Here is a 14,491-nt window from a genome sequence, read left to right on the forward strand (position 1 = left end):
AATGCGCATGCTTCCTGTGTCAACCCTGAGAGCCTACCTTATATAAACAAACTGCAACAGCCCCTTTTAAGGCAGAAGTTGTAAACAACGGTTTCGCTGTGGGCGCCGCTGCTACAAAGAAGCGCTATCGTTTTAGTTCCTAATAGCTTTTGTACTCAGCCAGTCCTTCCAGTACCAGTTGATCATTGATGTTCTTCCACGAGCCATCTTCTGTGGCAAGCCAGATCTCGGCCAGGTAGCGACCATATTTGCCTTTTTTATCTTTTACAGTTTCAAGCAGGATCACTTTGCCATCAATCAGTTCACGCAGGCGGTCTCTGGAGATCAAACCTTCTGCCCGTTCATCACCGCGCAACTCCGGCGTGTTGATGCGATACAGGCGCACCTTCTCACCATATTTCCAGACACCAAGCCCAAGATCGATATCGACTGTGCAGGTATCACCGTCATATACGGAGCTTACTCTGGCATGGTAGTGAAAGGGTGTGGGTCTGATCTGTGACATGGCAATCTCCTGCACGGCTTTGTTTACAGTGTAGCAGATATCTCTCGGTGCAGTACGGTCACCTGCTGCTGTAGCGCTTCAATAGAGCCGTTATTGTCGATCAGCCAGTTCGCCTCTGCTCTACGCGTCTCGTCACTGCACTGGCGCGCCACAATCGCGGCAAAAGCCTTCGCATCGCGATCACCCCGAGCCAGCACCCGCTGCAGACGAAGGGACTCATCAGCAAGCAGAACAATCACACCATACATGCGCCCGGCGCCTCCCGACTCAAGCAGCACCGAAGCCTCGATTATCACATAAGGAGTCTGCTGTTTCTCCAGCCAGAGTGCCTCCGCCTGCCAGATCAGCGGGTGCATCAATGCGTTCAATCGCGCTGTCTCCTCAGCACTACCAAAGCAGTGGGCGGCGAGTGCGCCGCGATTCAGAGAGCCATCACTATTGAGCATGCTTTGACCAAAGGTCTGAATAAGCTGGTTCAGCCCATCAGAACCGGGGGCAACCACCTCATGCCCAACCCGATCCAGATCCAGCACAGGCACACCAAGGCTCTGGAACATCGTTGCAGCACTGCTTTTACCGCTACCGATGCCACCGGTGAGTCCAATAGGCAGAGGCCCTGTCACAGGCTCATACCAATCAGATCCGCATACCAGTTAAGAATATCGGAACCGGCAACAAACCAGATCATGCCCGCTACAGCCAGATAGGGGCCGAAAGGAATCTCAGCGCGCATGCCACGCCTGGAGAGCAGTAGAAAGATCGAACCGATCACTACTCCGGTCACTGATGATGTGAGAATAATAAATGGCAGTGCCTGCCAACCCATAAAAGCCCCCAGCATAGCCAACAGCTTGAAATCACCATAACCCATGCCCTCGCGCCCGGTGATCAGCAGAAACAGGCGCGCCACCAGCCAGAACACCGCGTAACCGGCCACAGTTCCAATCAGAGCCGCCTGCCAGTCACCGATCCACCATGAAAAAATAAGCCCAAGTGCGATACCGGGAAAGGTGAGTGCATTGGGCAAAAGCCCTGTCTCCATATCTATGAGGGTCAGAATCCAGAGCAGGAAAAACAGCGTGATGGCTACGAGCAGTATGGGCGTGGGGCCATAGAGCCATGCCAGGCCACCCCAGCTGAGCCCCATCAGCAACTCCAACAGCGGATAGCGCCATGAGATGGGTGAAGCGCAGTGGCGACAGGCACCTTTGAGCAGAAGCCATGAGAGCAGTGGAACATTATCGCTTAAAGCGATGGCATGACTGCAGGTTGGGCAGTGGCTACCCGGAAATGCAATCGACTCCCGGCGCGGAATCCGATGTACGCAGACATTGGCAAAGCTGCCAAAGATCAGTCCTAATAGAGAAGCAGTAACAACAAACAGCGTCACTCATCGGCTCCGGAGAGACCCAGCTTTTTCAACCTGTAACGCATCGAGCGGAAGCTGATGCCAAGTTGCTCGGCTGCGCGGGTAATATTACCACCGGTTTTGCTCAGCGCCTCATCAATCAACTGCCGCTCTATCTGCTCCAGCCAGCTATCGAGATCTTTTTCCTGCTCCTGAAGGCGCGACAGTGAGACCTCGGCTTCAGGCTGTTTAACGGCATAAAGTTCATTGAGCAGGGCTGTGTCCAGCTCCCCACTTTCAGAGAGGGCGAGCATGCGCTGCAGCAGATTCTCCAGCTCGCGCACATTGCCCATAAAGGGGAGCTCACAGAGTCTGCTCAGGCAACTCTTACTCAGTCTGGAGCGGCCACCACTCCACTGACGCACAATAGCTGTTGCCAGTTCAGGGATATCCTCACTGCGCTGGCGCAGTGGCGGCATATGCACCGGCACCACATTCAGGCGGAAGAAGAGATCCTCCCGGAACGCGCCCTTGCGTACCTCGGCTTCCAGATCGCGATTGGTCGCTGCAATGATACGAAGATCAACGTCGTGCTCATGATCATCACCAACGCGGCGTACAGAGCGCTCCTGCAGAACACGCAGCAGTTTAACCTGCACCGCAAGCGGCATCTCACCCACCTCATCGAGAAACAGCGTACCACCATTGGCAGCTTCAATGAGTCCATTGCGATCATAATCGGCACCGGTAAATGCACCTTTACGGTGGCCGAACAGCTCAGACTCAAATAGTCCTTCAGGAATAGCACCGCAATGCACAGGAACAAAAGCCTCTCTGGCCCGCTTTGATGAAGCATGTACATACCTTGCGGCAAGCTCTTTACCTGTCCCTGACTCCCCGCTGATCAGCACCGTGAAATCCGACTGTGCAGCCCGCCCAAGCCTTGAGCGCACCCTCTTCATCGCCTCAGAGACACCTATCAGCATCTCATGCTTGCTGCTGGAGCTTTCATCTTTCTGCTCAGCAGTCACAGTTTCAGCTGCAGCGCTATCAGCCAGTGCCCTCTCTACAGCCGCTGCCAGCTCTTCCGCTGAGACCGGTTTGGTCAGATAATCGAATGCACCCTCTTTCATCGCAGCAACAGCGGTGTCGGCACTGGCATAAGCGGTAAGCAGCAAAATGCGGGCATCCGGCTGCAGCTCTCGCCCCATACGAATCACCTCAAGCCCTGCATCACGCCCGTCCATGCGCAGATCCGTCAGCACCACATCAAACTCCTGACTCTGCATCAGGTTTTGTGCCTCTTCCGCAGAGCCACAGCCACTCACCTGATGACCCTGAAGATTCAACCCCAGCGTAAGTATCTGTCTGGCGTTGGCTTCATCTTCAACCAGCAGAATATCAGCCATCACTCTCCTCCACACTTATCTGCTTCTGAGCTTCACTATCTCCGGATTCACGCTCTGGCACAACAAAATCACTACTTAAACAGGTGACATTAAAACAGGTAATCCCATCTCTGCAAATTACATCAATCAGCCAGCCATTGGCCCGGCACACCTGCTGAACCGTTGCTAATCCCAAACCAACACCGCGAGAACGACCACTGACAAACGGCTCGAAAAGCCTGCTTTTCAGCTCATCGGCAACCAACCCGGGGTTGCAGACCTTCAGGTTCCATCTCAAACCACTGGCATGCATCTCTATGCGAACCTCACCATTCTCATCCCTGTTGGCCAGCGCGTTGGATAGCAGGTTATCCAGCAGCAATCGAAAATGGTCAGGGTCCAGATGCAGACGATCAGCATCACACTGCCACTGCACATGCTTTGCCCCGCCCATCTCAACCTGCTTCACAGCAGCATCTATCAACTCGGCAACAGCAGCTGAAACAGGCCGAGGCCGCAGCGGTTTGGAGTACTCCAGCATCGTAGAGACCAGCCTGTTCAGACGCAGCATCTCATCGTGCATGATTCCTTTAATGTTGATATCCCTCTCTGCATCCATACCGATAAATTCAAGCCCCTGCGCCATGGTCTGAATCGGATTACGAATCTCATGTGCCAGCATCGCCGCCATCTGACCCAGTGCCGCCATCTTCTCCTGCTGCAGCAGCTCTCCCTCCAGCTTGCGCACCTCACTGATATCAACCAACGTCAACAGCCATGTCGCATCCTCTCCCGCCTCCAGACGGGTGACCCGCACCAGCAGCACTTTATCATCAAAGACATAGTCACACTGAAATGAACTATGCCTTGGTTGCTCAAAATAGGCCTGCAGTTCAGGCGCAGATAACAGGGCATCCAGTTTCAGGGAACCGAGCAACCTGCCTGCCGCACCATTCATATCTGAGAGTTGCAGGTTCTCATCAAGCACCACCATACCCTCATGCATCGACTGCATCACTCGATCATAGAGGTCCTTAAGTTGTCTGTGCCGGCGCACCGCATGATCACTGGTTGCACTGAGTGCGGCATGGCGTCGAGAGATATAAGCCATCACACCACCAACCAGTAGCAGGGCGGAGACCTGCAGCAGTGCGTGTAGCGCCTGCTGAACATCAAGCAACTGCTGGTTCCGCAGCCAGAGATCACCATTGGCTGCCGCCAGATAGAAGATACAGGCAAACACAGCAATCAACTGCGGCAGCAGCCGCATGGCATGCAGGCCGGAGGCGATAATGATCAGCCCCAGCAGAAAGGCGAACGGGCTGGTCACACCACCAGTGACAAAGATCAGCAGCCCTGCAAGCAGGGCATCAGAGCCATAACCGATCAGATACTGACTGCGTAGCGCCACCTTGCTGTAGGTAAGAACTGTCTGAACGACCAGCAGAAACAGAAACAGCACACCGCTGAACAGCAGCATCTGTTTGTGAAAGGCACCGGCATCACCATAAAACCAGGTGGCGATAATCAGCGAGATGATGGCACCTGCCAACACTCTGAAATAGATCAGTGACATAGAAAGATCAGCAGCCGTTTCTCATGCTGCCAGATTATTGTGGGATGGATGAAACCAGCGCATGGCCTTAATGGGTTAGACGATGGAGGCCATCTGGAAGATGGGCAGATACATCGCAATCACCAGTCCACCAATCACTACACCGAGGAAGGCCATAATCAGGGGCTCCATCAACTGCTGCATATTCTCTACAGCAACATCAACCTCCTCCTCATAGAAATCAGCAATCTTGCCCAGCATCTCTTCAAGGCTACCGGTCTGCTCACCAATCGATATCATCTGAGTCACCATGACGGGAAATACACCACTGGCTTCCAGCGGTGCGGTAAGCGTTTGCCCCTGTGAAATCGACTCTTTGGAGGCGAGAATCACCTCTTCGATCACCACGTTACCGGAGGTCTCGGCCACCGTGTCCAGTGCATCAAGAATAGGTACACCGGCAGCAGCCAGCGTAGAAAATGTGCGACAGAAACGCGCTACAGATGCCTTGCGCAATACATCGCCCAAAATGGGCAGTGAGAGCAGAAGCTTGTCCATCTGATAATGGCCTGCCGGCGTTTTATATATCGATTTAATGACAAACAACAGCACAAATGGCGCGAACAGAATCACATACCAGAACTCGACAAAGATATCTGATATCGCCATGGCAATCTGTGTCGGTGCCGGCAGCTCCGCACCAAAGTCGGCAAACATCTCACTAAAAATCGGGATCACAAAGATCATCAGAATCGAAGTTACAATAAACGAAACAACCAGAATGGCGACAGGATAAACCATCGCCGACTTGATTTTTCTTTTCAGACTCAGTGCCTTCTCTTTGTAGCTGCAGAGCCTGAGCAGGATAGAGTCGAGAATACCGCCCTGCTCACCCGCTTCAATCAAAGCGCAGGTCAGGCGATCAAACTCCTTGGGGAATTTACGCATCGTTTCACCGAGAGGGTTACCACCCTCAAGGTTCTGACGCACATCTCTAAGCAGTTTGTTCAGAGCCTTTTTTTCAGAACCCTTCTCAGCCATCTCAAAACACTGCACCAGTGGCAAGCCTGCATTGATCATAGTGGAGAGCTGGCGAAAGAAGATGGAGATATCCTTCTCATCCACCTTCTCGGGAAACAGGTTGATCTCAATCGGTTTTTTCTTGACCTTGATAGCACTCAAGCCCTGCCGTCGCAGCGTTGCTGAGACGATTTCACGGTTGTTCGCCTCCATCTCACCACTCTGAGGAGTGCCCTGCCTGTTTTTTCCCTGCCAAACAAATACCGCCATCAGTCTGCCACCGTCACCCTGAGACACTCCTCAAGGGAGATCTCTCCGGCCTTCACTTTGTCCAGTGCCTCCATACGCAACGTTTTCACGCCTTTGGCCACTGCAATCTCATTAATCTGGTTCGAATTCTGACCAGCATACACCGCCTCGCGAATTTCATCAAAAATCGGCATCACCTGATAGATACCGGTTCGCCCTTTGTAGCCGGTACCACTACAGGTCGGACAGCCTGCACCATGCATCGGATGGAAGGATGCGACATCCGCCTGGCTCACACCTGCTTCCAGCAAGGCTGATGCCGGAATAATCTCTTCGGTTTTGCAATCGGGACAGATGCGACGGGCAAGTCGTTGCGCGGATACCAGATTCACAGCAGAGCCAACCAGAAATGACTCCACCCCCATATTCACCAGTCGTGTCATGGTCGAGGGAGCATCATTGGTATGCAGTGTGGCCAGTACCAGATGGCCGGTCAGTGCCGCTTTGATACCAATAGCAGCGGTCTCGTAATCACGGATCTCACCAATAAGAATAATATCGGGATCCTGACGCAGAAACGAGCGCAGGGCCGCCGGAAAGTCGAGGCCGATATCGGCATTCACATTCACCTGATTGATACCCATGAAGTTGAACTCCACCGGATCTTCAGCCGTGGAGATATTGACACCCGGCTGATTCAGTTCGGCAACCGCAGAATAGAGGCTCACTGTTTTACCTGAACCGGTTGGCCCGGTCACCAGCACCATGCCGTAGGGACGGCCGATGGTCTCTTTCAGCCAGCCCAGCGCCTGTGCTCCATAACCCAGCTTGGTCATATCCAGCTGCAAACTGGAAGGGTCGAGCAGACGCAGCACCACCTTCTCACCAAACAGGGTGGGTAGAACAGAGACACGGAAATCGACTGTTTTGGCGCGTGAGAGGCGTAATTTAATACGCCCGTCCTGCGGCAGACGACGTTCGGAGATATCGAGCCGGGCAAGAATCTTCAGGCGTGAAATCATTGCATCGCGCATATTCATGCGTGGGCGCATTATCTCGTGCAGCACACCATCAATGCGATAGCGCACCCGCAGTACCTTCTCATAAGGCTCCAGATGAATATCCGATGCACCACGTTTAATTGCGTCTAGCAGCACCAGATTAATCAGTCGTACAACGGGTGCTGCCTCTGTCTGAGCAGAGAGGCTCAGCGTATCGACATCCTCATCAATGGCCTCGACAACCTCGACATCCATGGCGCCCAGATCAGCCATGACATCCTGAAGATGAGAATCAGAATCACCCATCTCATCGAGTTTCTTGATCAGATCACTTTCGGCAGCAATAACCAGATCAATCTGTTTACCACTGACAAAGGCGATCTCATCCAGGGCATTGATATCGTAGGGATCAGCCACGGCCAGCCTGAGCATATTGCCCTCATGTTTGAGCGGCAGAGCCATATTTTTACGCAGAATATCCAGCGGAACTTTGGAAGCCTCGGGATCAAGTTCCACCTTGCTCAGATCAACCACCGGACAGCCGAATGAACGGGCCACGAAAGCGACCAGCTCCTCTTCAGTGAATATCTCCTGTTTCACCAGCTGCAGGGTAAGCGTATCACCGTTGAGCTTAGCCTCACGCAGCACCTGATCAAGCTGATCACGCGTGATACGCTGCTGGCGCAGCAGAATATCGCCTAGACGGGAGCGACTCATCAGTGACCTTGCCAGCCGGGCAGATGCACGGCACTTCTGCCAAGCTGCTGCTCGATATTTTTCAGTGCACTACTACAATCAGGGCGTGCGCAGCCATGCCACCAGGCAAAGGATTCAGCCCCCTGCGCAATCAGCATCGGCAGGCCATCAACAGCACTTCGGGTTGCCGCTGCAGCCCTGCAGAAGGCGGTATTTCCATCGGGTTTGTAGACAGCATCGATAGCTGCTCCTGCTCCGGAGAGTTCAAATGGGAATGGCTGATCTGACGCCAGGCCTACCGTCGTGGTATTCACCAGGAGAGCCGCCTCTGCACAGGCATCAGATACTTCATCCTGCTGCCAGCTCACTGACTCACAATTCAGCGACGGATAACTGGAGCGGGCAAAAGCAACAAAAGCTGCCCGCCGTTCAGGGTTTCGATTACAGATATAAACAGTCTCCAGCCCAAGTGCTGACAAGGCATGCAGAACAGCACGTGCGGTACCACCGGCACCAAACAGCAGCGCCTTTTTTCCTGCCACAGCAATTGCAAGCCCTTCAACCACCGCTTTAAAGCCGCGCCAGTCGGTATTGGTCGCTTGCCAACCCTCACTGCTACGACGCACCGTATTCACCGCACCAATCAGCCTGGCATCATCATCAGCCGATACCATCTGAAACACCGACTCTTTATGCGGAACTGTCACATTAAAGCCCTCAACACCCAGAGCCAACATGCCCTGCATCGCCTGCTGGAGCTGTTCAGGTGCCACTGCAAAAGGGAGGTATGCCGCATTGATCTGCTGCTGCTCAAGAAAAGTGGACTGAAAAACCGGTGAAAGCGAATGTTTCACTGGCCAGCCGATGATGCCATAAATCTTTGTCATTGCGTCAGTTTTCATGCTTCGTCAGCTTATGAATAGTAACCGAGTGTGTCAAAGGGAACCTGCGAGTTGCTGTGGCCTTCACCCTCTAATTTCTGGCGCTTTGTTCCCCGCTTTTGCATGATTCACCTCTTATGTCCGACAACAATCAGCAGAGCACCTCACCCACGCCATCATTTGTCACGCTTCCGAAAATAGCTGAGCCACTCCCCTGCCTGCTCGATTTTTTTGATCAACGTTTCCCGCGTGTTGGCCGGGATGTCTGGCGGCATCGACTGCAGAACGGAAAAATATGCGATGATTCCGGGCAACCTGTCAACGAAACCACCCCATACAGGGTCAACACACGACTACGTTATTTTCGCGAAGTGGCCTCTGAACACCCGATCCCGTTCCACGAATCGATACTGTTTCGCAATGAACACATTCTGGTTGCTGACAAACCTCACTTCCTGCCAGTCACCCCTGGTGGATCATACGTCAATGAATGCCTGCTGCACCGACTTAAGCGCAGCACCGGTCTGCAACACCTTGTGCCTGTGCACCGCTTGGATCGCGAAACTGCCGGAGTGGTTCTATTTACTGTCGATGAGAAACAGCGTGGCCCCTACTTTGATCTCTTCCGCCTCGGCAACATAGATAAATCCTACGAGGCGATTGCCACCATGCCCGATCACCCTGAGCAGGGTCCCTGGCAGATAAAGAGCCGCATTGAACGGGGAGAGCCGTGGTTACGTTTCAAAAATGTGGAGGGCGAGATCAATGCCCGCTCTGAGATTCGACTGCTGGAGAGAAGAGATAAACTGGCTCGTTTCGAACTCAAACCAATCACTGGCAAAACCCATCAGCTGCGACTGCATCTGGGGCTGATCGGTTCAGTTATTGTCGGTGACCGTCTCTATCCGGAATTTCACCCGCCCTCTGACCCGCCCTGTTACGACAATCCACTGCAACTACTGGCCAAAAGGCTCTCATTCACCGATCCATTAAGCGGCAAAGAACTCAGCTTCGAAAGCAAATTTGAATTACAGTGGTAGAGAGAGCGGTTAGTCTTGAATCAACCGAAATCAGAGGTGATGCCATGAGTGAACAGGAAGAGACCATGTTGAACGCTTTACAGGCTCGCGTGCTGGGCAGTCTGATGGAAAAACAGATGACCACGCCCGATTACTATCCACTCACCCTTAATGCACTGGTTGCAGCATGCAATCAGAAAAGCAGCCGCAACCCGGTGATGAACCTGACGCAGCAGCAAGTCGGTAGCGTGATCAGCGAACTGCGCCATGAAGGGCTGATTACTGCCAACACACTGGCCCGCGCCGATCGCTACGAGCAATTTCTCTCCCGCAAACTACAGCTCTCATCAAAAGAGCGCGCCATTATCTGTGTGATGCTGCTACGTGGTTCACACACCCTCAACGAGATCAAGGTCAACACCAATCGCATGACCGAATTCGCCGATCACGAAGATATTCAACATGCCCTACTTGCATTGATGGCTAGAGATGAGCCCCTTGTCATTAAAATCCCCAAAGCCCCGGGTCAGCGCGAGGATCGTTATACACATCTGCTCTGCGGCACCCCTGATATCGAAACCCAACCTGTCCGATCAGCCGCTCCGGCATCACCCTCACTTTCCGATGATACCCTGGCACGCATCTCCCGCCTCGAAGAGACCGTCGCCCGCTTAGAGGAGGAGATTAGAGCACTGAAAGGGGACAACAGATCCGCTTTTTTGTAAGCTGGCAACCATAGAGCAGCATTAAAAGAGGTCGTCACTTATTCCGATCCGGAATTAATCCGGCTGATATCAAAAAAAAGCCGCTACCCTGTTTGGGGCGACGGCTGATTCAGTTCAACTTTTACTAATTAGAAATGGTAGGCAAAGGTACCAGTAAAACCGTTCACATCCAGACCGTTAAAGTTCGCACCATTCTTTGTCGCAGCATCGGCATTGGATGAGTAGCGCACCCACTCAGCTCCAACACTCATGTTATCCGTAATAAAGTAGGTGCCGCCCAGGCCAAAGGTGAGAGCTGTTTTGGTTACTGATCTCTCAATGACGGAGTTAAGCGGTGTAATGCTGGTACTGATACTGGTGACGCCCAGCAGCCCGTAAAATTCCAGACCATCAGCAACCTCAATCTTCGGTTTGGCGAGGGCTGAAACAAACCAGTTCACCTGAAAGGTTTCTGTCAAAGGCCCTACCTCTTCACGCTCATGAGGCCCGGTAAGACCGGCACGGAACTCGGCAGCAAAGTATTCATGGAAGCTTGCACCAGCATAACCAAAACCACCAAAAACGGCTTTCTTGTTCTGACCCGGATCAAGCTCAAACAGCCCCAGTCCAACACCTGCGTATGGTTTTATGTCTGCTGCAGTAGCCGTTGCTACCTGCATCGAGAGTAGTGCTGCAGCTATCAAAACAATCTTCTTCATGATTACACCTCCAAAATTTGAAGCGCACTCTATGGGCAAAAAGATGTTTGTATAGCTTAAGAAAGAAGGGTTATAACTACTCGACTGTTACCGATTTAGCGAGATTGCGGGGCTGATCTACATCGGTGCCTTTAAGGACAGCAACGTGATAGGCTAATAGCTGCAGTGGAATACTGTAGACAATCGGTGCAGTACCGGGGTAGATGTCTGAGAGTGTGAGATTCTGGTAGTGATCCAGCCCAATATCGACTTTATGATCAGAGAAGAGGAACAGCTCACCACCACGAGCACGCACCTCCTGCAGATTTGAGAGCACCTTCTCCAGTAGCGGATCATCAGGCAGTGCACAGACGACAGGCATACTCTCATCAACAAGTGCGAGCGGACCATGCTTCAGCTCTCCGGCAGGATAGGCCTCGGCATGGATGTAGGAGATCTCTTTAAGCTTAAGCGCCCCCTCCATGGCGACCGGATAGAAGGCACCACGCCCAAGAAACAGTGCGTTATGCTTATCGGCAAAACCCTCTGCCATCGCTTTAATCGCGTCGCCCAACTGCAGAACCACCTCAATCTGCCTAGGCAAGGAGTGAAGCTCATTGACCATCACCTCTTCAGCATCAGGTGACAACCCCTTGCGACGGGCAAGCGCTATCATCAGCAGGCGCAGTGCTACCAGCTGAGTGGTAAAGGCTTTGGTTGAGGCGACACCAATCTCAGTGCCGGCACGGGTCATAAAACAGACATCTGATTCACGCACCAGCGAGCTTTCCGGCACATTGCAGACAGTAAGACTGCCGATATATCCCTTTGAACGACTGTCGCGAAGAGCCGCAAGCGTGTCGGCCGTTTCGCCTGATTGGGAGATGGTGATTAAAAGAGAGTTCTCGGGCACGACCACCTTGCGATAGCGGTATTCACTGGCCACCTCAACACTGCAGGGAATACCAGCCTCTTCGAGCCAGTAACGTGCAACCAGCCCAGCGTGATAACTGGTACCACAGGCAACAATCTGAACATGTTTGGTTCTGTCGAGTAGAGCAGTGGTTTCATGTCCGAAACTCGCCTCAAGCAGACGGCCCTTATGAATTCTGCCCTCCAGCGTCTCAGAGACCACGCCGGGCTGCTCATAGATCTCCTTGAGCATATAATGCGCATACGGCCCCTTATCCACGCTCTCGCTGGAAAGTTCAGACACTTTCACCGGACGGGTTACCTGCTCACCATCTGCATTAAAGATGGTAACACCATCGCGACGCACCTCAGCCACATCACCCTCTTCAAGAAAGATAAAACTGCGCGTCACCGGCAGCAGTGCCGCAACATCAGAGGCGATGAAATGCTCGCCATCGCCGACACCAATCACCAAGGGGCTTCCTTCGCGGGCCACAACAATGCGATCACCATCCTCTGGACTGGCTACTGCAAGGGCATAAGCACCATCCAGTTCTGCTGTAGCCTCTACAACCGCTGCAAACAGATCTCTGCCCGAGTCAAGTTTATCGGCCATCAGATGGGCAATAACTTCAGTATCGGTTTCGGATGTGAAGCTGTAACCTTTGCTTACAAGAGCGTCACGCAAGGCTGCGTGGTTTTCAATAATGCCATTGTGAACGACTGCCACCCTGACACCACTCATATGCGGATGAGCATTTCTCTCTGCCGGTGCACCATGGGTCGCCCAGCGGGTATGGGCAATACCGAGATCGCCGGTGATATCTGACCGGTCAACCAGCGTTTTAAGCTCTTTTACCTTGCCAAGCGATCGGAATCGCTTCAGCTCTCCAGTATCATCCCTGACAGCAACACCGGCGGAGTCATAACCACGATACTCCAGCCTTTGCAATCCATCCATGAGGATGGGAAGAACATCTCTCTCAGCAATAGCGCCAACAATGCCGCACATCAGCTACGATCTTTCTGCGGACGTTTCCAGCCAGCGGCATATTTCTGGGTATTACGTTCAGAGAGGGTAAGACCACCGGCAGCCACATTGCGTGTGATCGTGCTGCCAGCACCAATCGTGGCATCATCAGCAACCTTAACCGGTGCAACAAGCTGGGTATCTGAACCAATAAAGACATTATCACCAATCTCAGTGGTAAATTTATTGGCACCATCATAGTTGCAGGTAATTGTGCCGGCTCCGACATTACACGCCGAACCCATCACTGTATCACCAATATAGCTGAGATGGTTGACCTTACTGCCACGGCCAATCACAGATTTTTTCACTTCCACAAAATTGCCAATGTGTACCTCTTCATCAAGCTGCGCTTCTGGCCGCAAACGAGCATAAGGACCGATAAAAGAATCAGCACCAACACTGGCACCATGGATATGACTGAAGGCAAAAACATTCACCCGGTCATCGAGCCATGCATTCACCAGAACAGCATTAGGGCCAACCCGACACTCGTCACCAACATGAGTGGTGCCGATCAGATAGCAACCAGCCTGAATCACTGTATCCAAACCAATCTTCACACCCGCCTCAATACGCACGGTATCGGGCTTCTCGATCGTCACACCTCTACGCTGCCACTCTTCAATAATCTGCTTCTGCATCAGCCCTTCAACATGAGCCAGATCAACGCGATCATTCACACCAACCATCTCATCAGAATCGTTCATAGCAATCGCAGCAACAGACTGTCCCGCATTAAGTGCCAGCGGCACGATATCAGGAAGGTAGTACTCCTCCTGAGCATTACTGTTGCCAATGGCATGAAGGAGATCAAACAGCACTTCATGGCGAACGCAGTAGATGCCACTACTTACCTCACCGATCAACAACTGCTCATCAGAAGCATCCTTCTGCTCGACAATACTGGTCACACTGCCATCACCATCACGCACAATACGCCCATAACCAAATGGATTCTCAGGTTTAGCAGTTAACACAGTCACATCGGTATTGGCTGCTCTGTGCTCATCGACCAGTCGGGCCAGTGTATCCACACTCAACAGTGGTGTATCACCACAGACAATAAGCACATCACGCACATCGCGGATCACCTTTTCACACTGCTTGACTGCATGGCCGGTACCCAACTGCTTGTCCTGAATCACCCAATCAAGGTTGATCGGCTGACCAACATGCTCACGCACCTTTTCTGAGGCATGGCCGGTAACCATAGCGATGGCTTTAGGACGCAGTGCTTCAACCGTATGCAGCACATGATCAATCATCGCCCTGCCCAGCACCTTGTGCAGCACCTTAGGCAGATTGGAGCGCATGCGCTTGCCTTTACCTGCAGCCAGTACACAAACCTGCAAATCCGGGTAGTGGAGTTTGCTCATAGATATCCTCCGATGAAATAGTGGCAGCTAACGATAAGCCAGCAGCGATTATAGATCAAAATAAAAGGTGTAAGGTTAATCGGTTGAACAAAAAAAGGGCCGCACA

Annotated in this window: 13 protein-coding genes; 2 read left to right on the forward strand and 11 right to left on the reverse strand. The window is 52.5% G+C overall.

All coding sequences use genetic code 11. From position 1 onward, the window contains the following. Positions 1 to 139: 139 nt before the first annotated feature. The 8 genes from F3F96_RS03510 to F3F96_RS03545 form a co-directional block, all read right to left on the reverse strand. Positions 140 to 505 carry a thermonuclease family protein gene (locus F3F96_RS03510; protein WP_176961877.1) on the reverse strand — a complete coding sequence of 122 codons (366 nt, stop codon included), beginning with the start codon at positions 503 to 505 and terminating at the stop codon, positions 140 to 142. Between the two features lie 23 nt (positions 506 to 528). Beyond that, positions 529 to 1,128, reverse strand: a complete 600-nt coding sequence (gene coaE / locus F3F96_RS03515; RefSeq protein ID WP_370465494.1) for a dephospho-CoA kinase — start codon at positions 1,126 to 1,128, stop codon at positions 529 to 531. Further along, positions 1,125 to 1,895 carry a prepilin peptidase gene (locus F3F96_RS03520; RefSeq protein WP_176961878.1) on the reverse strand — a complete coding sequence of 257 codons (771 nt, stop codon included), beginning with the start codon at positions 1,893 to 1,895 and terminating at the stop codon, positions 1,125 to 1,127. The genes coaE and F3F96_RS03520 overlap by 4 nt, the downstream gene beginning before the upstream one ends. Further along, complete coding sequence (locus F3F96_RS03525) at positions 1,892 to 3,262, reverse strand: sigma-54 dependent transcriptional regulator (RefSeq protein ID WP_176961879.1); 1,371 nt, start codon at positions 3,260 to 3,262, stop codon at positions 1,892 to 1,894. The genes F3F96_RS03520 and F3F96_RS03525 overlap by 4 nt, the downstream gene beginning before the upstream one ends. Beyond that, entirely contained in the window at positions 3,255 to 4,817 is a 1,563-nt protein-coding gene (locus F3F96_RS03530) for a nitrogen regulation protein NR(II) (protein ID WP_176961880.1), read from the reverse strand. Before F3F96_RS03530 ends, F3F96_RS03525 begins: the two co-directional genes overlap by 8 nt. Before the next feature lie 75 nt (positions 4,818 to 4,892). Further along, complete coding sequence (locus F3F96_RS03535; RefSeq protein WP_176961881.1) at positions 4,893 to 6,086, reverse strand: type II secretion system F family protein; 1,194 nt, start codon at positions 6,084 to 6,086, stop codon at positions 4,893 to 4,895. Then, complete coding sequence (gene pilB, locus F3F96_RS03540) at positions 6,086 to 7,783, reverse strand: type IV-A pilus assembly ATPase PilB (protein ID WP_176961882.1); 1,698 nt, start codon at positions 7,781 to 7,783, stop codon at positions 6,086 to 6,088. The genes F3F96_RS03535 and pilB overlap by 1 nt, the downstream gene beginning before the upstream one ends. After that, positions 7,783 to 8,649: a shikimate dehydrogenase gene (locus tag F3F96_RS03545; protein ID WP_176961883.1), complete on the reverse strand. Its 867-nt coding sequence runs from the start codon at positions 8,647 to 8,649 to the stop codon at positions 7,783 to 7,785. Before F3F96_RS03545 ends, pilB begins: the two co-directional genes overlap by 1 nt. 131 nt (positions 8,650 to 8,780) lie before the next feature. On the opposite strand from F3F96_RS03545, the gene F3F96_RS03550 reads away from it, so the two are divergent. Both F3F96_RS03550 and F3F96_RS03555 read left to right on the forward strand, forming a co-directional pair. Beyond that, positions 8,781 to 9,683 (forward strand): pseudouridine synthase, encoded by a 903-nt coding sequence (locus F3F96_RS03550; protein ID WP_176961884.1) that lies wholly within the window; start codon positions 8,781 to 8,783, stop codon positions 9,681 to 9,683. 44 nt (positions 9,684 to 9,727) lie between these two features. Then, positions 9,728 to 10,387 carry a YceH family protein gene (locus F3F96_RS03555; RefSeq protein WP_176961885.1) on the forward strand — a complete coding sequence of 220 codons (660 nt, stop codon included), beginning with the start codon at positions 9,728 to 9,730 and terminating at the stop codon, positions 10,385 to 10,387. Positions 10,388 to 10,515: 128 nt separating this feature from the next. On the opposite strand, the gene F3F96_RS03560 is transcribed toward F3F96_RS03555, so the two are convergent. The 3 genes from F3F96_RS03560 to glmU form a co-directional block, all read right to left on the reverse strand. Then, positions 10,516 to 11,085, reverse strand: a complete 570-nt coding sequence (locus tag F3F96_RS03560; RefSeq protein WP_176961886.1) for a porin family protein — start codon at positions 11,083 to 11,085, stop codon at positions 10,516 to 10,518. Positions 11,086 to 11,161: 76 nt separating this feature from the next. Then, a complete protein-coding gene (gene glmS / locus F3F96_RS03565; protein WP_176961887.1) occupies positions 11,162 to 12,988 on the reverse strand; it encodes a glutamine--fructose-6-phosphate transaminase (isomerizing) in 1,827 nt (608 codons plus the stop codon). Then, positions 12,988 to 14,385, reverse strand: a complete 1,398-nt coding sequence (glmU, locus tag F3F96_RS03570) for a bifunctional UDP-N-acetylglucosamine diphosphorylase/glucosamine-1-phosphate N-acetyltransferase GlmU (RefSeq protein ID WP_176961888.1) — start codon at positions 14,383 to 14,385, stop codon at positions 12,988 to 12,990. Before glmU ends, glmS begins: the two co-directional genes overlap by 1 nt. Between the last annotated feature and the right edge of the window lie 106 nt (positions 14,386 to 14,491).

Origin of the sequence: Mariprofundus sp. NF, assembly GCF_013387455.1 — a bacterium.
GTDB lineage: Bacteria > Pseudomonadota > Zetaproteobacteria > Mariprofundales > Mariprofundaceae > Mariprofundus.

Bases quoted from the DNA above. Each gene is read 5' to 3' on its own strand.
- F3F96_RS03550 (WP_176961884.1), top strand. From the start codon at position 8,781: ATGTCCGACAACAATCAGCAGAGCACCTCACCCACGCCATCATTTGTC.
- pilB (WP_176961882.1), bottom strand. From the start codon at position 7,783: ATGAGTCGCTCCCGTCTAGGCGATATTCTGCTGCGCCAGCAGCGTATC.
- F3F96_RS03510 (WP_176961877.1), bottom strand. From the start codon at position 505: ATGTCACAGATCAGACCCACACCCTTTCACTACCATGCCAGAGTAAGC.
- glmU (WP_176961888.1), bottom strand. From the start codon at position 14,385: ATGAGCAAACTCCACTACCCGGATTTGCAGGTTTGTGTACTGGCTGCA.
- F3F96_RS03535 (WP_176961881.1), bottom strand. From the start codon at position 6,086: ATGGCGGTATTTGTTTGGCAGGGAAAAAACAGGCAGGGCACTCCTCAG.
- F3F96_RS03525 (WP_176961879.1), bottom strand. From the start codon at position 3,262: ATGGCTGATATTCTGCTGGTTGAAGATGAAGCCAACGCCAGACAGATA.
- F3F96_RS03530 (WP_176961880.1), bottom strand. From the start codon at position 4,817: ATGTCACTGATCTATTTCAGAGTGTTGGCAGGTGCCATCATCTCGCTG.
- F3F96_RS03560 (WP_176961886.1), bottom strand. From the start codon at position 11,085: ATGAAGAAGATTGTTTTGATAGCTGCAGCACTACTCTCGATGCAGGTA.
- glmS (WP_176961887.1), bottom strand. From the start codon at position 12,988: ATGTGCGGCATTGTTGGCGCTATTGCTGAGAGAGATGTTCTTCCCATC.
- F3F96_RS03555 (WP_176961885.1), top strand. From the start codon at position 9,728: ATGAGTGAACAGGAAGAGACCATGTTGAACGCTTTACAGGCTCGCGTG.
- F3F96_RS03545 (WP_176961883.1), bottom strand. From the start codon at position 8,649: ATGACAAAGATTTATGGCATCATCGGCTGGCCAGTGAAACATTCGCTT.